General features: G+C 63.8%; 17 protein-coding genes. 11 read left to right on the top strand and 6 right to left on the bottom strand.

Annotation, left to right across the window (positions count from 1 at the left end):
* Position 1 precedes the first annotated feature (1 nt).
* From BN1118_RS01485 to ompA, 4 genes are all read left to right on the top strand, one after another.
* Positions 2 to 946, top strand: a complete 945-nt coding sequence (locus BN1118_RS01485) for a branched-chain amino acid transaminase (RefSeq protein WP_043142926.1) — start codon at positions 2 to 4, stop codon at positions 944 to 946.
* A gap of 142 nt (positions 947 to 1,088) precedes the next feature.
* Positions 1,089 to 2,930 carry a dihydroxy-acid dehydratase gene (gene ilvD / locus BN1118_RS01480; protein WP_043554248.1) on the top strand — a complete coding sequence of 614 codons (1,842 nt, stop codon included), beginning with the start codon at positions 1,089 to 1,091 and terminating at the stop codon, positions 2,928 to 2,930.
* Positions 2,931 to 3,018: 88 nt separating this feature from the next.
* Positions 3,019 to 4,539: a threonine ammonia-lyase, biosynthetic gene (gene ilvA, locus BN1118_RS01475; RefSeq protein WP_043554247.1), complete on the top strand. Its 1,521-nt coding sequence runs from the start codon at positions 3,019 to 3,021 to the stop codon at positions 4,537 to 4,539.
* A gap of 291 nt (positions 4,540 to 4,830) precedes the next feature.
* Positions 4,831 to 5,937, top strand: coding sequence for a porin OmpA (ompA, locus tag BN1118_RS01470; protein ID WP_043554246.1), 1,107 nt, complete (start codon positions 4,831 to 4,833; stop codon positions 5,935 to 5,937).
* Positions 5,938 to 5,985: 48 nt separating this feature from the next.
* Here the strand turns inward: ompA and BN1118_RS01465 are convergent, their stop codons facing one another.
* Positions 5,986 to 6,438 (bottom strand): HPP family protein, encoded by a 453-nt coding sequence (locus tag BN1118_RS01465; protein WP_043554245.1) that lies wholly within the window; start codon positions 6,436 to 6,438, stop codon positions 5,986 to 5,988.
* Positions 6,439 to 6,516: 78 nt separating this feature from the next.
* On the opposite strand from BN1118_RS01465, the gene BN1118_RS01460 reads away from it, so the two are divergent.
* Both BN1118_RS01460 and BN1118_RS01455 read left to right on the top strand, forming a co-directional pair.
* Positions 6,517 to 7,071, top strand: a complete 555-nt coding sequence (locus BN1118_RS01460; protein WP_043554243.1) for a TetR/AcrR family transcriptional regulator — start codon at positions 6,517 to 6,519, stop codon at positions 7,069 to 7,071.
* Between the two features lie 52 nt (positions 7,072 to 7,123).
* The gene (locus BN1118_RS01455; RefSeq protein WP_043554241.1) at positions 7,124 to 8,221 is read left to right on the top strand and encodes an EF-hand domain-containing protein; all 1,098 of its coding nucleotides are present in this window, start codon (positions 7,124 to 7,126) and stop codon (positions 8,219 to 8,221) included.
* Between the two features lie 70 nt (positions 8,222 to 8,291).
* On the opposite strand, the gene priA is transcribed toward BN1118_RS01455, so the two are convergent.
* Positions 8,292 to 10,499, bottom strand: a complete 2,208-nt coding sequence (gene priA, locus BN1118_RS01450) for a primosomal protein N' (protein ID WP_084213974.1) — start codon at positions 10,497 to 10,499, stop codon at positions 8,292 to 8,294.
* 146 nt (positions 10,500 to 10,645) lie between these two features.
* Between priA and rpmE the strand changes: the two genes are divergently transcribed.
* From rpmE to BN1118_RS01435, 3 genes are all read left to right on the top strand, one after another.
* On the top strand, positions 10,646 to 10,861 hold the full coding sequence (rpmE, locus tag BN1118_RS01445) for a 50S ribosomal protein L31 (RefSeq protein ID WP_033129027.1): 216 nt from the start codon (positions 10,646 to 10,648) through the stop codon (positions 10,859 to 10,861).
* Positions 10,862 to 10,977: 116 nt separating this feature from the next.
* Positions 10,978 to 12,411 (top strand): DUF2867 domain-containing protein, encoded by a 1,434-nt coding sequence (locus tag BN1118_RS01440; RefSeq protein WP_043554287.1) that lies wholly within the window; start codon positions 10,978 to 10,980, stop codon positions 12,409 to 12,411.
* 181 nt (positions 12,412 to 12,592) lie between these two features.
* A complete protein-coding gene (locus tag BN1118_RS01435) occupies positions 12,593 to 13,849 on the top strand; it encodes a malic enzyme-like NAD(P)-binding protein (protein WP_043554239.1) in 1,257 nt (418 codons plus the stop codon).
* A gap of 76 nt (positions 13,850 to 13,925) precedes the next feature.
* Here the strand turns inward: BN1118_RS01435 and BN1118_RS01430 are convergent, their stop codons facing one another.
* The 4 genes from BN1118_RS01430 to trmA all read right to left on the bottom strand — a co-directional run bounded on the left by BN1118_RS01430 (position 13,926) and on the right by trmA (position 17,621).
* Complete coding sequence (locus BN1118_RS01430) at positions 13,926 to 14,108, bottom strand: hypothetical protein (protein ID WP_021138483.1); 183 nt, start codon at positions 14,106 to 14,108, stop codon at positions 13,926 to 13,928.
* A 54-nt stretch (positions 14,109 to 14,162) separates the two neighbouring features.
* Positions 14,163 to 15,488: a two-component system sensor histidine kinase RstB gene (gene rstB, locus BN1118_RS01425; RefSeq protein ID WP_043554238.1), complete on the bottom strand. Its 1,326-nt coding sequence runs from the start codon at positions 15,486 to 15,488 to the stop codon at positions 14,163 to 14,165.
* A gap of 85 nt (positions 15,489 to 15,573) precedes the next feature.
* On the bottom strand, positions 15,574 to 16,281 hold the full coding sequence (rstA, locus tag BN1118_RS01420) for a two-component system response regulator RstA (RefSeq protein ID WP_043554237.1): 708 nt from the start codon (positions 16,279 to 16,281) through the stop codon (positions 15,574 to 15,576).
* A 206-nt stretch (positions 16,282 to 16,487) separates the two neighbouring features.
* Positions 16,488 to 17,621 carry a tRNA (uridine(54)-C5)-methyltransferase TrmA gene (gene trmA, locus BN1118_RS01415; RefSeq protein ID WP_043554235.1) on the bottom strand — a complete coding sequence of 378 codons (1,134 nt, stop codon included), beginning with the start codon at positions 17,619 to 17,621 and terminating at the stop codon, positions 16,488 to 16,490.
* A gap of 171 nt (positions 17,622 to 17,792) precedes the next feature.
* On the opposite strand from trmA, the gene BN1118_RS01410 reads away from it, so the two are divergent.
* Entirely contained in the window at positions 17,793 to 18,935 is a 1,143-nt protein-coding gene (locus tag BN1118_RS01410) for a DUF5610 domain-containing protein (protein WP_043554233.1), read from the top strand.
* A gap of 90 nt (positions 18,936 to 19,025) precedes the next feature.
* A complete protein-coding gene (locus tag BN1118_RS01405; protein WP_043554231.1) occupies positions 19,026 to 19,559 on the top strand; it encodes an ATP--cob(I)alamin adenosyltransferase in 534 nt (177 codons plus the stop codon).
* Positions 19,560 to 19,635 lie beyond the last annotated feature (76 nt).

Genomic DNA, 19,635 nt, shown 5'->3' with positions numbered 1-19,635 from the left:
AATGTCACAGCCTTCACAATCCCCCACTCAGCCCAAGTACATCTGGTTCAACGGCGCCCTGGTGCCATGGCAGGATGCCCAGGTGCACGTCATGAGCCACGCCCTGCACTACGGCTCCTCCGTGTTCGAGGGCGTGCGAGCCTACGACACCCCCAAGGGCACCTGCATCTTCCGGCTGCAGGAGCACACCCGCCGCCTGTTCGACTCCGCCAAGATCTACTGGATGGAGGTGCCCTACAGCGAGGCCGAGGTGAATGAAGCCTGCCGCACAGTGGTGCGCGAGAACGGCCTGAAGAGCGGCTATCTGCGCCCGCTGGCCTTTGTCGGCAACGTGGGGCTGGGGCTGCATCCGCCGCTGGATGCCAAGGCCGATCTCATGGTGGCCGCCCTGCCGTGGGGCGCCTATCTGGGGGAAGAGGGGCTGAAAAACGGGGTGGATGTGTGCGTCACCTCCTGGAACCGGCTCGCCCCCAACACCATCCCCACTGGCGCCAAGGCCGGCGGCAACTACCTCTCCTCCCAGTTGATCAGCCGGGAAGCCAAGCGCAACGGCTATGCCGAAGGGCTGGCGCTGGATGTGAACGGCTACCTGAGCGAGGGGGCGGGGGAGAACCTGTTCCTGGTGAAAAACGGCGTGCTGTTCACCCCGCCCGCCACCGCCGCCATCCTGCCCGGCATCACCCGCGACACCATAATGACGCTGGCCCGGGATCTGGGCTACGAGGTGCGCGAGCAGGCGCTGCCCCGTGAGGCGCTCTACGTCGCAGACGAGATCTTCATGACGGGCACCGCCGCCGAGGTGACACCGGTGCGTTCGGTGGATCGGATGAAGGTAGGCGCCGGCTGTCGTGGTCCCGTGACCGAGCAGTTGCAAAATGCCTTCTTCGGCCTGTTCAACGGCCAGACCGAGGACAAGTGGGGCTGGCTGACGCCAGTCAACGACTGATGAAAGAGGGGAGGCGTCACGCCTCCCCGAGTCGCTTCCGGTCAGGGCATACGTGTTGTGCCCTGACCTGGATCGATTCCCGATCCGCGAGTCACACATTCAAGAAATCATGCGCCCCATGGGCATTCAGGGAGTAGAGACAATGCCGAAGTTGAGATCCGCCACCACCACCCACGGACGTAACATGGCCGGGGCCCGCGCCCTCTGGCGTGCCACCGGCATGACAGATCAGGATTTTGGCAAGCCCATCATAGCCGTGGTCAACTCCTTCACCCAGTTCGTGCCTGGCCACGTGCATCTCAAGGATCTCGGCCAGCTGGTCGCCCGCGAGATCGAAGCCGCCGGTGGCGTCGCCAAGGAGTTCAACACAATCGCCGTGGATGACGGCATCGCCATGGGCCACGGTGGCATGCTCTATTCGCTGCCGTCGCGGGAGCTGATCGCCGATTCCGTGGAGTACATGGTCAACGCCCACTGCGCCGACGCCATGGTCTGCATCTCCAACTGCGACAAGATCACCCCGGGTATGCTGATGGCCGCCCTGCGCATCAACATACCCGTGATCTTCGTCTCCGGCGGCCCCATGGAAGCGGGCAAGACCAAGCTGTCCGATCAGATCATCAAGCTGGATCTGGTGGACGCCATGATCCAGGGCGCCGACCCCAAGGTCTCCGACGCCCAGAGCGAACAAGTGGAGCGCAGTGCCTGTCCCACCTGCGGCTCCTGCTCCGGCATGTTCACCGCCAACTCCATGAACTGCCTGACCGAGGCGCTGGGCCTCTCCCAGCCGGGCAACGGCTCCATGCTGGCGACCCACAGCGACCGCGAGCAGCTGTTCAAGCTGGCGGGCCAGCGTATAGTGACCCTGGCCAAGCGCTGGTATGAGCAGGACGATGCGTCGGCACTGCCGCGCAACATCGCCACCAAGGCGGCATTCGAGAACGCCATGGCGCTGGATATCGCCATGGGCGGCTCCACCAATACCGTGCTGCACCTGCTGGCGGCGGCGCAGGAGGCCGGGGTGGACTTCACCATGGCCGACATCGATCGCATGTCGCGCAAGGTGCCTCAGCTCTGCAAGGTGGCGCCCTCTACCCAGAAGTACCACATGGAAGACGTGCACCGCGCCGGTGGCGTGGTCGCCATCCTGGGCCAGCTGGAGAAGGCGGGTCTGTTGCACGGGGATACCCGTACCGTACTGGGCGGCTCCCTGGCCGAACTGCTCAACGAATACGACGTCAGCCGCCAGCCGAGCCAGGAGGTGGTGGACTTCTACCGTGCCGGTCCGGCCGGGATCCGCACCACCAAGGCCTTTAGTCAGGATTGCCGCTGGCCCGAGCTGGATGTGGATCGCGTCGAAGGGTGCATCCGCTCGCTGGAAAATGCCTACAGCCAGGAGGGCGGCTTGGCCGTGCTCTCCGGCAATCTGGCCCTTGATGGCGCCATCGTCAAAACGGCCGGCGTGGATGACGAAAACCTCTGCTTCCGTGGCCCGGCCCGGGTATTCGAGAGCCAGGACACGGCGGTTGCTGGCATTCTGGATGGCACAGTCAAGGCCGGTGAAGTGGTAGTGATCCGCTACGAAGGGCCCAAGGGCGGCCCCGGCATGCAGGAGATGCTCTATCCCACCACCTATCTCAAGTCCATGGGATTGGGCAAGCAGTGCGCCCTGATCACCGATGGCCGCTTCTCCGGCGGCACCTCGGGTCTTTCCATCGGCCACGTCTCGCCCGAGGCGGCCTCCGGCGGCACCATAGGGCTGGTGGAGGATGGCGACATCATCAACATCAATATTCCGGCTCGCAGCATGGTGCTGGAAGTAGCCGACAGCGTACTGGCCGCTCGCCGCGTTGCCGCCTCGGCCCGTGGCTGGAAGCCGCTGGACCGTCAGCGTCAGGTCTCCTTTGCCCTGCGCGCCTACGCCATGCTCGCCACCAGTGCCGACAAGGGCGCGGTACGAGATCGCAGCAAGCTGGAGGAGTGATGATGACACTTAAGGCAAATTACCCGTATTCCGTCTGCGCCGTGCCGAGCATGGTGCGCGTTCATCCCGGCAAGGCGGAGGAGTAACCATGGTCTCTGCGGCAGATTATCTACGCAAGGTGTTGCTCTCCCCCGTCTATGAGGCGGCGCGGGTGACCCCCTTGCAGACCCTTAAAAAATTGTCCGAACGGCTCGGCAACCAGGTTTCCCTCAAGCGGGAAGACTTGCAGCCGGTGCATTCCTTCAAGCTGCGCGGCGCCTACCACAAGATCGCCACCCTGACCCAGGAGCAGAAGGATCACGGCGTCATCGCCGCCTCTGCCGGCAACCATGCCCAGGGGGTCGCCCTGTCGGCGGCCAAGCTCGGCATCAAGGCCATCATAGTGATGCCCAAGACCACGCCGGACATCAAGATAGATGCGGTGCGCCGGCTGGGTGGCAACGTCATGCTGTTCGGCAACAGCTTCGACGAGGCCTATGCCGAGAGCCGCCGCCTCTCCGAACTGGAGGGCTACACCCTGATACCGCCGTTCGACGACGTCGAAGTGATCGCGGGCCAGGGCACCATAGGCAAGGAGCTGCTGGAGCAGGATACCCACCTCACCCACGTCTTCGTGCCTGTGGGGGGCGGCGGCCTGGCCGCCGGTGTGGCCGTCTACATCAAGCAGCTGCTGCCGGATGTGAAGGTGATCGGGGTGGAGGCGGAAGGCTCCGCCTGCCTCAAGGCCGCCATGGAGGCCGGCGAGCCGGTCAATCTGGATCGGGTCTCGCTGTTTGCCGACGGAGTGGCGGTCAAGCGCATCGGCACAGAGACGTTTCGACTGTGCAACCAGTATCTGGACGAGGTGGTGACTGTCTCCAACGACCAGATCTGCGCCGCGCTCAAAGACATCTTCGACGACTGCCGCGCCATCGCCGAGCCGTCGGGGGCCCTGTCGCTGGCGGGACTCAAGGCCTACAGCGAGCGCGAGCAGGTCAAGGGCGGCCGGATGGCGGCCATTCTGTCCGGCGCCAATGTCAACTTCCACAGCCTGCGCTACGTGTCGGAGCGCTGCGAGATAGGCGAGAAGCGCGAGGGCATGCTGGCGGTGACCATACCCGAGCGCAAGGGGGCCTTCCTCGACTTCTGTCGTCAGCTCGGACCGCGTATGGTGACCGAGTTCAACTACCGCTACGCCGATGCGGAGCAGGCGTCGCTGTTCGTCTCGGTGCGCCTGACCGGCGGTGACGAGGAGCTGACCCAGATCCAGCACCAGCTGGAGGGAAATGGCTACCCTGTGGTCAACATGACAGAGAGCGAGCTGGCCAAGAACCACGTGCGCTACATGATTGGCGGCCGCCCGGCCCGGCCCCTGGGTGAACGTCTCTACAGCTTCAAGTTTCCGGAGCAGCCGGGCGCCCTGATGCGCTTCCTGGAGACCCTGGGCTGTCGCTGGAACATCAGCCTGTTCCACTACCGCAACCACGGCGCCGACTACGGCCGCGTGCTCTGCGCCTTCGAACTGCCGGACGAGGACGTGGCCGCCTTCCACGACTACCTGCGCGAGATTGGCTACGGCTGGAAAGAGGTCAGTGACGACCCCGCCTACCGGCTGTTTCTGGCCAGCTGATGACCCGCAGAACACAAGCAGGGAGGCCGCAAGCCTCCCTCTTTTTTTGTGGTCGTGGCGGTTCGCGATCAGGGGCAACCCGCTGGGCCGGTTGCTGCCCGGACCTTTATTGCGATCCTGCATCTGCGCCGTTTTTCCAGTCGGGAATGTCGTCAGCTTCACACTCTTGAGTCCCAAGTCATTTGAGGCCTGCGAGAGATGGGATAACCTGATGAACGGGGCCGGGTTCGCCCCATCAGGGAAGATAAGCGCATAGCGCGCCCATAACGACTCATTGCAGAGGCTTTCACCATGAACAAATCGATACTTGCCGTGCTGGTCAGCGGCCTGCTTACGACGGGGGCCGTGCAGGCTGCCGCCCAGGACAACACCTGGTATGCCGGCGGCAAGGCCGGTTGGTCCAACTACTTCGACGTCGACCAGAAGCAGGTGGTCTCGGATACCCTGGGCGCGCTGCAAAACACCAGCACCAGCAAGGACGCACTCGGGCTGGGTGCGTTCGCCGGTTATCAGCTCAACCCCAACCTGGGTTTCGAGTTCGGCTATGACTGGTTCGGCAAGTACACCTCGTCCGGTGATCTGAGCGGGGTCAGGGTGGAGGGGGAAGCCAAGAGCCAGATGATCCAGGCCACCATGAAGATAGGGTTCCCGGTCAACGACGCGCTGGATCTCTATGGCCGGATCGGCGGCGGCTACGCCTGGACCAACAGCGAGCTGTCGGCCCAGACCTCGACCGATTTCATCAAGGAGACAGGCAACAAGCACGGGGCCGCGTTTGTCGGGGCGCTGGGGGCCGAATACGCGATTGACCGTGACTGGGCCGTCCGTATCGAATATCAGTACACAACGCCGCTGGGGGACGCCTCCCTCGATCGCTCCGGCATAGAGATGGATAACGGCCTGCTCTCCGTCGGCCTGCTCTATCGCTTCGGTCAGCAGGGGGGCGATGTGGTGGCCCCGGCACCTGCGCCGGCCGCAGCGCCTGCTCCCGCCGCCGTGGTCGTCACCCAGCAGTTCAGCCTGAGCTCGGATGTGCTGTTCGAGTTCAACAAGGCCACCCTGAAGCCGGCCGCCAGCCAGGCGCTCGATACCCTGTTCAGCCAGATAGTGGCCGCCAATCCCAAGGATGGCGTGGCGACCGTGATCGGACATACCGACCGCATAGGCTCCGATGCCTACAACCAGTCCCTGTCGGAGCAGCGTGCCCGCAGCGTGGCCGACTACCTGATCGCCAAGGGACTGTTTGCCGACAAGGTTCGGGTCGAGGGGCGTGGCAAGTCCTCCCCCGTGACCGGTAACAACTGCAGCAGCGGTTCCAAGCCTGCGCTGATCGCCTGTCTGGCACCGGATCGCCGGGTGGAAGTGCGGCTGGAAGGTGTCTCCCAGGCCGCCAAGTAAGGGTATTGGCATGAATCACAACAAGGGAGGCTTGGCCTCCCTTGTTGTTTATATGGCCTTGGGCCGCCACAGCCGCACCCGCTGAAAGCCGTGGCCCAGCAGGATCAGCAGCAAGGCACCGGGCAGCACTGTGTGCCACAGGAAGGGCCACTCTTGCCCCGTCATCAACACCAGCAGGGGGTTGGCGCCGGCGGGCGGGTGTATGAGGTTCAGGCCCTGCATCAGCGCTATGGCCAGCCCCACTCCCAATGCCAGCTGCAGTTCCAGCGGCAAGGGGAGCGACTGCACCAGCAAGCCGACCGTGGCCGTCAGCAGGTGGCCCCCGAGCAGATTGTACGGGCGGGCCAGCGGGCTGGCCGGAAGTGAAAACAGCAGCACGCAGCTTGCCCCGAAGGGCGCCATGATCAGGGCCGTGTGCCAGCTGACGTTCAGCCAGCCCAGTACCCCGATCGCCAGTGCCGCGCCCACGCCTGCCCATAACGGGCCATACCATTTTGCCATCACGTTTCCCTCTTGGTTTGTCTGACGTGATTAGGCACATTAGGTAGACAGATCGGTGTACTTCAAGGAGAAAATGACGTGAGTGAAAAGCGGCAGCAGCTGATGGAAACCGCCTATCGGCTGTTCAATCGTCATGGCTTTCACGCAACCGGCATAGATCGCATCTGGGCGGAGGCAGGGAGCACCAAGCGTACCCTCTATCGTCACTTTCCCACCAAGGATGCGTTGATCGAAGAGGTGCTGCTGTCCCGTGAGCGGGAGTTTTTTGCCCTGCTTGAGATGCGGCTCGCGGGTCGGGAGGGCAGGGAGGATCGGTTGCACGCCCTGTTCGACGGATTCGGGGAGTGGTTTGGCCGCAGCGACTTCTATGGCTGCAACTTCATCAATGCCAGCGCCGAGTTTGCCGACCCGCGTCATCCGGTTCGCAAGCTGGTGGTGGCACACAAGCAGGCGCTGCTGAACTGGGTCAGGGCGCAATTCGGGTGCAGCCTCTCGCAAGCCACCGGGCTCTGCCTGCTGCTGGAGGGGGCAGTGGTGATGGCCCACAGTTATCAGCAGCCGTTGGCGCTGGAGCAGGCCAGATCACTGGCCCTGGCCTTGTTATGTGCCGATGGCGAGGCTGCCACGCTCTGATATAGCCAATCGGTGTTAAGCCTGATGCGACATCCGGTCGATAACTGACCAGATGTATGGCGCCGAGGATCAACGTATGCGCATCGATCACTACGATCTCCAGGGAGAAGTACAGCACCAGTATCAACAGCTGCAGGCTCGCAAGGTACGCAACCTCGGGCCCGTCGCCCCTGCCGTGCCCGGGAGCCCCGCCGGGAATGAGGCCACGCCCACGACGGATCGGGTGGTGGCCGAACTGATGCGCACCGTCAGCGCGAGCGTCATGCAGGGGAGCGTGAGCCAGCCAGGCGGCGCCAGTGCCGAGAGCGTGCCCTCTCTGGTCAAGCCGGAAGAGGAAGAGGCCAATCCCGACGACGGGCTGGATAATCGGCTGCGGCTCATCAAGCTGATGATAGAGGCCATGCTCGGCCACGAGATAGAGCTGCCGACGCCCATCAAACCCGCCGAACAGACCGCGGAGGGGGTGCCGACTCCGCAAGGGGAGGCAACCCAGGCCGCCCCCGAGCCGGATCAGGCGGTGGAGGTAACCGATACCCTGCTGCAGCGGGAGCAGCTCAACGTGGTGGCGGCGGCCAGCGTGGAGACCAAGGATGGCCAGACCCTGCAGCTCGATCTCGGCTTTGTGCTCGACTGGCGCCAGCTCGATATCAGCCAGCGCCGCACCACCCTCAATGCCCTCAAGGATCCGCTGGTGCTCAGTCTGGATGGCAAGATTGCCGATCTGACCGAGGCGCGGGTCAACTTCGACATAGATCAGGATGGCAAGGACGACAGCCTGCCGGGTCTGAGCGAGGGCAGCGGTTTCGTGGCGCTGGATCGCAACGGCAACGGCACCATAGACGATGGCGGCGAACTGTTCGGGGCCCGCTCGGGCAACGGCTTCGGCGAGCTGGCGGCGCTGGATGAGGATGGCAACGGCGTGCTGGATGAAGGCGACAAATCCTTCTCGGCCCTGCAGTTCTGGCGCCCGGACAATGCCCCCATAGCGCTGGTGGAGCTGGGGATAGGCGCCATACTGCTGCACCCTCTGGATACCCCCTTCAATCACCTGGGCGAGGGCGGCAATCAGGGGGTCTTGCGTCAGTCCGGTCTCTACCTCACCGAGCAGGGCAAGGGTGGCTGGGTGCAACAGATAGACCTGAGGGTCTGATCCCGGGCCCAGGCTGGCGAATCGCGGGATCGCGAGTCGCCGCCAGCACCTGAGCAATATACCAACTGGCTCAGTTCAGCTCAGTGGGGTCTATGTCCAGACTCCAGCGCACCTTTTTGGTCTCGGGCCAGCCATCCAGCTCCTTGACCGCCCAATCCAGCAGTTGTGCCAGGGTTGCCCGGTTCGGCCCCTGCACCAGCAACTGCATGCGGAATTTGCCCGCCTTGCGTTCCATGAAGCCGCTGATGGGCCCCAGCACCTGCACGTGGGGGTAACGGGCGCTGCGCAGTGTCTCGGCGAGGCGGGTGAGGAACAGCTGCACCTCCTCACGGCCAGTGGCCTCGGCCCGGAACAGCCCCTGATAGCTGAACGGCGGCAGCCCCAGCAGGCGACGCTCCTTGAGCGCGGTATCCGCGAAATGGCCATAACCGTTCTGGGTCAGATCCTGCAGCAGGGCATGTTCCGGGTGATGGCTCTGCAACACCACCAGCCCGGGCTTGCTGGCACGCCCGGCGCGCCCCGCCACCTGGGTGTAGAGCTGGGCCAGCTTCTCGGCGGCGCGAAAATCGGCGCTGAACAGGGCGCCATCCACATCCAGCAGGCCCACTAGCGTCACATCCGGAAAGTGGTGGCCCTTGGCCAGCATCTGGGTGCCGATCAGGATCTTGTACTTGCCCGCCTTGATGTCGCCGAGATGGGTCTCCAGCTCCCCCTTGCGGCGGGTGTTGTCTCTGTCGATGCGCACCACCGGGTATTGGGGGAAAACCGTGGTGAGCAGCTGTTCCAGCTGTTCTGTGCCGACTCCCGAGCCGATCAGCTCCTTGCTGCCGCACTCGGGGCAGCTGTGGGGCAGGGGGCGCACGCTGTCGCAGTGGTGGCAGTGCAGGCGACGCCCTGCCTGATGCCAGGTGTACCAGGCGTCACAGCGCTCACAGGCGGCGCTCCAGCCACATTGGTGGCAGATCAGCGAGGGGGCATAGCCGCGGCGGTTGAGAAACAGCATCACCTGGTTGCCGGCCACCAGGTGCTCCGCCATCAGCAGCTCCAGCTGGGGGGATAGCCCGGCCTGCAGCCGCACGCTCTTGATGTCCAGGATCACCTGGCGGGCGGTCTGGGCGTTGCCGGCGCGGCGCGTCAGGCTGAGGTGGTGATACTTGCCGGTGCGGGCGTTGTGCAGCGTCTCCAGCGAGGGGGTGGCCGAGCCGAGCAGGATGGGAATGCCGGCGCGATGGGCCCGCATCACCGCCAGATCCCGGGCGTGGTAGCGAAAACCGTCCTGCTGCTTGAAGGAGCCGTCGTGCTCCTCGTCGATGATGATGATGCCGAGGTTCTTGAACGGGGTGAACACGGCGGAGCGGGTGCCGATCAGGATGGCGGCGCCGCCGTCGCGGCAGGCGAGCCAGGCATCCAGCCGTTCCCGATCGTTCATGGCCGAGTTCATCGCCACCACCGGCACCTTGAAGCGGCGACGGAAGCGGTTGATGGTCTGGGGAGTGAGGCCGATTTCGGGCACCATCACCAGCGCCTGCTTGCCCGCCTTGAGCAGGGGCTCGAGTATGCTCAGGTACACCTCTGTCTTGCCTGACCCCGTGATGCCGTCCAGCAGGAAGGCGCCGAACTGGTTGCTCTGACTGGTGACGGCGGATACCGCCAGCGCCTGCTCGCCGTTGAGGCGCAGCCCCTCTCCCGCGTCAAAATGCGTCGCCCAGTCGCCGTCGTGGCTCGGCTCCAGGCTGCGCTTCTCCAGCAGCCCCTTCTTCTCCAGCGCCGTGAGTGCCGCACTCTGGATCTCCTCCTGCTTGAGTGCTGACGGCGTCTGTGGCCCCTTGCGTAGCAGGGCGAGGGCCTGTTGCTGCTTGGCGGCCCGCTTGAGCTCGTTGAGATCGATGGCCATGCCGGCTTGCGTGGCAAACCAGAACTCCAGCTCCCGGTAGGCGGCGGGCTCCCCCTTGCGCACCAGCACCGGCAGGGCGTGGGGTAGCACCTCTCCCAGCGGATGCTGGTAGTAGCTGGCGCTCCAGGCCATCAGCGCCAGTATGTCCGGCCCCAGCACGGGGGCGCTGTCAAGCACTCGCTTGATGGGCTTGAGCTTGTTGCGGGGCACCTGGCTCTCGGTCGGATGCTCCACCACCAGCCCGACCAGGGTCTGGGGGCCGAAAGGGATCTCGACCCGACAGCCGGGCTCAGGCAGGGGCAAGGGAGAGAGATAGTCGAAGTGACGGCGTAACGGCACCGGCACAGCCACACGAACCAGATCCAGCGTTTGGGAAGAATTCACCAGGGATTGCCTATTTTTTCTGCGAAGCCACTTGCCTGATCTCAGGCATTTCCTATATTATTCGCAGCCTTTGAAACTGTGTTCAACAATCGTGTGGTGTCCGACAAGAGATCGGATGGCGACACGGCCTATTATCGAGGTTGTCCATGAAAGCTAATATCCATCCCGAGTACGTCGCCATCACCTGCAAATGCTCTTGCGGTAACGTCATCAATACCTTCTCTACCCTGGGTAAAGATCTGAACCTGGACGTGTGCTCTGCATGCCACCCGTTCTATACCGGCAAGCAGAAAGAAGTTTCTAGCGGCGGCCGCGTAGACAAGTTCAACAAGCGTTTCGGTGGTCTGACTGCCAAGAAGTAATTCTACTTCTGAAGAATTCTGAAAAAGGCGCCCATCGGGCGCCTTTTTTATTGCGTGGCGTTCTGTATTGAAGCGGTTTGCCCTATGGTGTTGGCTCACTCATGGGAGAAAAACAGATGCGCACATGTCTGGTGATGGGAGCGGCAGGATATATAGGGTCTTACCTGGTGCCCCACCTGCAAGGGCTGGGTTATCGGGTGATCGCCGGGGCTCGTCGTCCCTGCCGTCTGCCGCCGGGCGTGGAGTTTCGTCTCGCCGACAGCCTCAAGCCCATTACCCTGCTACCCGCGCTGGCGGGCATAGACACCGTCTTCTATCTGGTGCACGCAATGGGGGCCGGCGCCGATTTTCACCGGCTGGAGCAGCAGGGGGTGAAGAACTTCGCCGCCGCCGCCCGCGCCGCCGGGGTGCGCCGCATCATCTATCTGGGTGCCATCCAGCCCGAGCGCTGCAATAGCCGTCATCTCAACTCCCGCCGCCATTGTGGTGAGCTGTTTCGCGAGGCGGGCGTGCCGACGGTGGAGCTGCGCTCCGGCATCATCATAGGACCGGGCTCGGCCGCCTTCGAGGTGATGCGGGATCTGGTGTTCAACCTGCCCATGATGGTCACGCCCAAGTGGGTGCGCTCCCGCACGCCGCCCATAGCGCTCTCCAACCTGCTGCACTACCTCGGCGGGCTGGTGGAGGTCGAGGGGGTGGATAGCCGGGTGCTCAACGCCGTCGGCCCCGAGCTGCTCAGCTATCAGCAGCAGTTGCAGAAGTTCGCCGCCCATATCGGCAAGCGCTGCCCCATCATCCCCATCCCGTTTCTGAGTCCCCGTCTCTCCGCCTGGTGGCTGCAATTCGTCACGTCTGTGCCGCAACCCGTGGCCAAGGCGCTGGTGGGTGGCCTCAAGCACGACATCCCGGCCGATGACGGCCCGCTGCGGGCCCTGCTGCCGCAAACCCTGCTCAGCTTCGACGAGGCGCTCGGGGAGAGTCTGGCGCTGGAGCAGAAGCTGGGGGCCGAGCAGCAGGGGCAGGAGACGCCGCTGGGGCTGCGCTGGCGCCATCCCGAATACGGCTTTTATGACCGCACCGCCAGCGGGGAGGCCATCTGTCTCGCTTCGCCCGAGGTGGTGTGGCAGGTGTTGCAGCAGCTGGGGGGCGAGCAGCGCTACTTCTACATGAACGAGCTGTGGGTGGTGCGCGAATGGATGGATCACCTGATCGGTGGCCCGGCCCGCACCCGTGGCCGCACCAACCCGGATCGCTTCGTGAAGGGGGACATGCTGGACTCCTGGCAGATCCTCGGGGTCGACGAGGGGCGCAGGCTGGATCTGCTGTTCAACATGAAGGCCCCCGGAGTGGGGCGACTGGAGTTCAACATACTGCCGGAGGAGTCCGGCCTGACCCGCATCAAGGTGACTGCCCACTGGCATCCGCAGGGCGCCTGGGGACTGGCCTACTGGCTCGCCATGCTGCCGTTTCATCTCTTCATCTTTCAGGGGATGACGGAGGCCATCGCCAGGCAGGCGGAGGCGAAAGCGGGCATCCCTGTGATGGGGTGAAACCATATCTATAACTAAATAGGTATTAGTGGTTGGCATGACATGCTAATTACTGGCTTGTCAGTGGCGGCGAGGCGATACTTTCCTCTGTGAAAGCCCGATGGTTTTCTTTATGATCCCCAGCCCTCGCCCGCTGGCGAGCCAATGCACCACTCCATTCACTTCCGTATCGGGGTCCCCCATGTCCGATCTGCGTCACGATCTTCGTCAACAAGCACTCGATTACCATGCCCAGCCCGTACCGGGCAAGATTACCATCGCCCTCACCAAGCCTGCCGAGACAGCCCACGATCTGGCGCTGGCCTACAGTCCGGGTGTGGCCGAGCCGGTGCGCGAGATCGCCGCCAATCCCGATGATGCCTATCGCTACACCGGCAAGGGCAACCTGGTGGCCGTCATCTCCAACGGTACCGCCATCCTGGGACTGGGCAATCTGGGCCCGCTGGCCTCCAAGCCGGTGATGGAGGGCAAGGCCCTGCTATTCAAGCGCTTCGCCGGCATAGACGCCATCGACATAGAGGTGAAGCACGAGACCAGCCAGCAGTTCATCGACACAGTGGCGGCCATCGCCGACACCTTCGGCGGCATCAACCTGGAAGACATCAAGGCGCCCGAGTGCTTCGAGATCGAGCAGGCGCTGATCGCCCGCTGTGACATCCCGGTATTCCATGATGACCAGCACGGTACCGCCATCGTCACCGCCGCCGGTCTGCTCAATGCGCTGGAAGTGCAGGGCAAGCGCATCGAACAGAGCCGCATCGTCTGCATGGGGGCCGGGGCTGCCGCCACCGCCTGCATGGACCTGCTGATCAAGTGCGGCGCCGCGCCACACAACATCTTCATGCTCGATCGCCAGGGGGTGATCCACACAGGCCGCACCGATCTCAACCAGTACAAGCAGCGCTTCGCCAATGACACGCCGCTGCGTACCCTGATGGATGTCATTGAAGGGGCGGATGTGTTTGTCGGCGTCTCCGGCCCGGACGTGTTGCCTCCGGAGGCTGTTGCCCTGATGGCGCCGCGCCCGGTGATCTTCGCCTGCTCCAACCCGGACCCGGAGATCAAGCCATCCCTGGCCCACGCGGTGCGCGACGATCTCATCATGGGCACGGGCCGCTCGGATTATCCGAACCAGATCAACAACGTGCTCTGTTTCCCCTTCATCTTCCGCGGCGCGCTGGACGCCCGCGCCAGCCGCATCAACGATGCGATGAAGATAGCCGCGGTGGAGGCGATCCGCGGTCTGGTCAAGGAGCCTGTGCCGGTCGAGGTGCTGACCGCCGCCGGGGTGAGCGCGCTTTCCTTCGGCAAGGATTACGTCATTCCCAAGCCGATGGATGCCCGCCTGCTGCCACGGGTGGCCCGCGCCGTGGCGCTGGCGGCGGTAGCTTCCGGCGTGGCGCGCATCGCGCTGCCGGCAGATTACATGCTGAAATAAACTGGCGGTGCCATACCGACCACGACAGAAGGGGCCCCTGGGGGCCCCTTTTCATTACGGGAAGCTTGATACGTCGTTATTTGGTCTTGGGAGCGACCTTGACGGCCGGTGCCTTGGCATGAGTCGCCTTGTGGTGCTTTTTCACCACCTTGGTCTGGGTCGCCTGGGGAGCGGCGGCCTTGGTGGGGGTGGCTGCCATGGTGAAGCCGGAGGTCAGGGCGAAGACAGCGGCCAGGCTCAGGGGGATCAGCTTGTTCATATTCCAGTTCCTCATTCGGGTTGATGACATGGAGCGTTTCTCCATGACTTCATCCTAGGGCCGTTCCGCTGGCGGTTCAGTGAGTGGCTGGTGACGGTTTGTATCCAAATGTACGGGCAGCTTCAGGCAGAAGCGGGCGCCGCGGCTGCTCGGCAGCAACTGCACCTCGCCACCGTGGTGGCGGGCTATGCTGCGCACTATGGCGAGGCCGAGGCCGGCGCCGCCGGTACGGCGATCCCGGCTCTGATCCAGCCGCACGAAGGGCTCGAAGATCTGGGGCGCCAGCGCCGGATCTATGCCGGGGCCGTCGTCGGCCACCTCCAGCAGATAGTGATCCTGCTGCTGGCTCATGGCGAGGGTCACCCGGCTGGTGGCGTGGCGCAGGGCATTGCCGATGAGGTTCTCCAGCGCCCGGTCCAGCAATCGGGTATCGCCGCGCCAGGGCAGGGGATTGACGGGGTGACTGAATTCGAGTCGGGTTTGTGGCCGCAGCGCCTGCCAGTCAGGGAGACGGCTGCCGGCCCAGCCGGCCAGCTCCAGCTCGCTGCATTGCAGCGGCAGCTCGGGGCGATCCAGCCTGGCGTAGGTGAGCATCTCCTCGATGAGGGCGTCCAGTGCCCCCAGATCGCGATCCAGCCCCTGTTGTTCTTCTGCCGATGGCTGCGGGTCCAGCATGGCGAGGCGATAGCGCAACCGTACCAGGGGGGTGCGCAGCTCGTGGGCGATGGCATCGGTCAGCTGCTTGCGACTGGCCAGCATGGCCTGCAGCTGTTCCGTCATCTGATCGAAGGTGCGTCCCACCCGGCCCAGGCTGCTGCCGGCGGGCAGGCCGGTGCGGCTGGAGAGATCCCCGTCGCCGACCCGGCGAGCCGTCTGTTCGAGCCGCTGCAGGCCGCGCCAGTGCGGGCGCAGCCAGAGCAGGATCGGCAGACCCAGCGAGAGACCTATGGCCAGCAGCAGCCCCACATCCACCCAGTGCAGCTCGTGCAGGTAGGAGAGGTAGGGGACTGGGCCGACGATCAGCACCTGATCCGTATCGGGGATGCGCTGCAGGAAGGTGTCATCCTCCTCGACTATGACTATGTTGCCCGCCTCGAGAAAGGCCTGATCCTCCTTGGCCAGCGGCTGGTTGGCGAGGGCCCCTATCTGCAGCGGCAGGGTAAGCTGGCGGCTCTGCTCCGCCATGCGCGCGGGCCAGTGTTCCGGCGGCAGGCGGGCCAGTTCGCCGGTGAGCAGGCCGAGGGAGCCTTGCATCATCCGCTCCAGATAGCGGTCACCCGCTCGCTCGGCGCTGACCTGATAGACGATGCCGACCAGCAGTATGGCCAGGGTGAAACAGCCGATCAGCAGCAGGTAGAACTGGATAAACAGGCGGCGCATGGGATCTTTCCTCTTTCCTGGATTGCGTCCGGGCGTTGCTTTGTTGCCCCCTCATCGTTCGCAAGGGAAGAAGGGAGCATCAACTTCATTCCCAGGCGTGGGGCACCAGCAGATAGCCCTTCTGGCGCACCGTCTTGATGCGGGTCGGGTTGTTGCTGTCATCCCCCAGCTTGCGGCGCAGGCGGGAGATGGCCACATCTATGCTGCGGTCCTGGCCATCGTAGTCGCGGCCACGCAGGCTGCGAAACAGCGCCTCCCGTCCCAGGATCTGGCCCGCATGGCAGGCCAGCTCCCACAAGAGGTCAAAATCGGCGGTGGAGAGGGGGATGCTGTCGCCATCGAGGCGCACGTCCCGACCCGGCCCGTCGATCTGCAGGCGACCGAACTGCAGGCGCTGGGGCGGTGTAGTGGCCACGGCTGCTTGCGGTGCCTGTCCCTGCTGGCGGAACTGGACCCGCAGCCGGGCCAGTAGCACGGGGGGCGGCGTTGTCTTGAGGATGTAGTCGTTGGCACCCAGCTCCAGGCTGAGGATCTGGTTCATGTCGCTGTCGAGGGAGGTGAGCATGACGATGGGGCCCTTGAAGCGCGGACGCAGATCCCGGCACAGGGAGAGGCCGTCCTGCCCCGGCAGCATGATGTCGAGCAGCACCAGGTCGGGCTGCTCGGCCAGGGCCCTGACCAGCGCCAGGTCGCCTCTGGGTTCCAGCAGTACCTCCATGTCGTGGCGGGCAAGCCAGCTGCTGATGAGCTGGCCTATTTCGGGATCATCTTCAACAAAAAGAATGCGTTGCATTGTGGCATGACACCCAGGCTGTGGCGCGGATGCGCGTGCCGCCAGCATAACGGCTCCCAGCCCGGCGTGCACTGGGATAAATAATCAAACAGGGCCCGCGGGCCCTGTCGTCATTCTGGTCGTGGAGACGGCTCGAATTCAGCCTGCTTGACGTCTCAAATAACCCCCCCCGGTTTCCATGTGATGGGCCCGGGGAGTTGGCCGGATTAGCCGGCCTTGCGCTTCAGATAGACCCCGGCTTCCATATGGTGGGTCCAGGGGAACTGATCGAACAGGGCGAAGCGGGCGATCTCGTGGGTTTCGCCCAGTACGGCCATGTTGGCCTGCAGTGTCTCTGGGTTGCAGGAGATGTAGAGGATGTTGTCGTACTCCTGTACCAGCCGGACTGTGGCGTCGTCGAGACCGGCGCGGGGCGGGTCGACGAAGATGGTGTTGCACTGGTAGGCGCCCAGATCGACCCCCTTGAGGCGGTTGAACTCCCGCTCGCCGCGCATCGCCATGGTGAACTCCTCGGCCGACATGCGCAGTATGATCAGGTTGTCGACGCCATTGGCGGCGATGTTGAACTGGGCTGAGTCCACGCTCGGCTTGGCGATCTCGGTGGCCAGCACCTTGCGGAAATTCTGGGCCAGGGCGATGGAGAAGTTGCCGTTGCCGCAGTAGAGCTCCAGCAGGTCACCCTCGCTGCCTTTGGTCACGTCCAGCGCCCAGCCCAGCATCTGCTCGTTGATGGCGGCATTGGGCTGGGTGAAGCTGTTCTCCACCTGCTTGTAGAGCAGCTCGCGACCCTGCACCGTCAGCCGCTCGATGACAAACTCATCCCCCAGGCAGATCTTCTGCTTGTGGGCGCGGCCAATCAGTTGCAGCTCGAACCCCTGGGCCCGCAGGTCGGCCTGCAGTGCCTCGGCGGCTTGCTGCCACTCGCTTTCGAGCTTGCGATGGTAGAGCAGGCTGACGCAGATCTGGCCGGACTGGGTGGAGAGGTAGTCTATCTGGAACAGCTTGCGACGCAGCACGGGGTGCGGGCGCAGCCCCTCCAGCAGCACCGGCATCAGCTGGTTGATGAGGCGGCTGGCGGTGGGGAACTGGTCGACCCGGATGATTTCCTTGGTGGCAGGCGCATACATGCAGTGGAACAGGTCATCCCCCTCGTGCCAGATGCGGAACTCGGCGCGCATCCGGTAGTGTTCGGCGGGGGAGGCGTGCACTTCCAGCGCAGGCAGGGTGAAGTCGGCGAACAGCCCGTTGAGGCGCTCGCGCTTCTCGTCGAGCTGGGCCTGGTAGTCGGCGGGAGTCCGCAGGGCCTGGGAGTCGGCGCCAGCTTGCTGGATTTGGGTCATGATATACCTCACATGCACACCGGCAGGGCCGGGTCGAAATCGGGGGAAGGCAACGGGCCACCCAAAGGGTGTGGATTTTAAAAGGCCGTTGCAGATTGTCCAGTATTTTGTGGTCAAGAAGTGTTCAGTCAGGCCGATACCTGATCTACAGGCATGGTGGGAGGACACATTATGCAAATCGACGGCGTGGGCTCAGCCCAATCCAAGGGAGTGGGCGTTTCGCCCAAGGCACCCCAACAGGCACAAGAGAAGCAGATCAGCAGCGCAGAGGAAGTCTCCCTGCACAAGCCGCCCAAGTGGGCTCAGGTGCTGGTGCAGCAGGCGTTGCAGTTTGCGCTGGAGATAAACGGTCAGGGTTATCAGGCACCCAAGGCACAGGAACCCGAGGAGATAACCCCGGAGACCCTGTTCGACTTCCAGTCGGTAGCCGACAACGTGCTGCAGTTCGTCACCGGACGGCTGGGCGCCGCCCGTGCGGACGGCAAGTCCGACGACGACCTGACCGGCATGATGGAGCAGGCCCGCAAGGGGGTGGACAAGGGCTTCGGCGACGCCAGGAAGCAGCTGGGCAAGTGGGCCACCGATAACGAAGACATCAAGACCGGTATCGATCAGAGCTACAAGCTGATCCAGAAGGGGCTCGACGAGTTCGAGAAGGAGTTCTTCGGCAAGGTCTCCTCCACCGACATGGGGCAGGCCGAGATGGCCAGTCGCCAGCAGGGCTCGCTGGAGATCCAGACCAAGGATGGCGACAAGGTGGTGCTGCGCTTCAATGACAGCTGGCAGACCAAGTCCCAGAAAGATGACAGCGGCAGCCAGTTCAGCCTCAAGTCGAGCCAGAGCTTCAGCTTCTCGCTGGAGGGGGATCTCAGCAGCGAGGAGATGGATTCCATCGGCAAGCTGGTCAAGGGGATCGACGATCTGGCGGGGAATTTCTTCTCCGGCAACTTCGAGGATCTGCTGAAGAAGGCGGGTGACCTGCAACTGGATGACAGCCAGCTCGCCTCCTACTCCCTCAAGCTCAAGCAGAGCGTCAAGCTGAGCCAGACCTACCAGGGAGCCCACTCGCTGCAGGATCTCCTCAAGCCGCTGGCGGACTATCTGCCCAAGCTGGATCAGGTGCAGCAACAGGCGGATGCCCTGCTGCCGGAATCGCAGCAGCAGGCGCTGACCCCTGCGGTGCTGGCGGCCCGCGGCCAGAGCGAACCGGCTCAGGTCAACAGCTTCACCAGCTTCAACCAGCGGATGCTGGAGGCGCTGCGAATGATAGACCAGTTCCAGCCTGCGACCGAGCCTGCCAGCAAGAGCGTCTGAGTCGGCATCGCCCGGCTCAAGCCATAAGCTGCCGTTTGCCAGCTCCCCCGGGGGCTGGCAAACTGGCTCTTTTCCCAATCCGGCTACCTTATGAACCCCAAGAAGCCCAGAGACAAGCGCGAGCTCTGCTACCCCTTCATCTTCGAAACCCAGTTCCAGTGTGATTACGAGATCGCCACCGACGAGCTCTGCTGTCAGGTGGGGGCCGTGCTCGCCCAGTTGCCACACGCAGAGGGAACCCGGGAGGTGGTGGCCGATCTGGGGGCCCTGCAGCGGCTCATTTACAACCTCAACGGCTCGGTACGTGGCAAGCTGGGTATCTTCGACGAGGATCTGGCGTGGTTGAAGGAGCGTTACGATCACTACAACGAGGCGAGCCGCGGCCGGGTCACGGGTTTCGTGCTGCCCCAGGGGCCCCAGCCCATTCCCACCCTGCACCTGTGCCGCTGCGGCAGCAAGAAGGTGGTGCGGCTGCTGGTGCGCCTTGAGGAGAGCGGGGTGCGCTTCGATCCCATCCTCTATCGCTTCGCCAACCTGCTTGCCAACTTCTTCTTCGTGCTGACCGTCTACCTCAAGCAGTTGTGGCAGGTGGAAGAAGTGCCCTACGTCAGCATCAATTACTGACCAAGTGGCTGAAAATACTTTTATTTTTCTGAAAGATAAAAGACGATCCAGCCATGCCGTTGCAATCTGGATGGCG

The sequence above is a fragment of the Aeromonas bestiarum genome (assembly GCF_000819745.1).
Lineage (GTDB): Bacteria > Pseudomonadota > Gammaproteobacteria > Enterobacterales > Aeromonadaceae > Aeromonas > Aeromonas bestiarum.
This window is presented reverse-complemented; position numbering and strand designations above follow the sequence as displayed.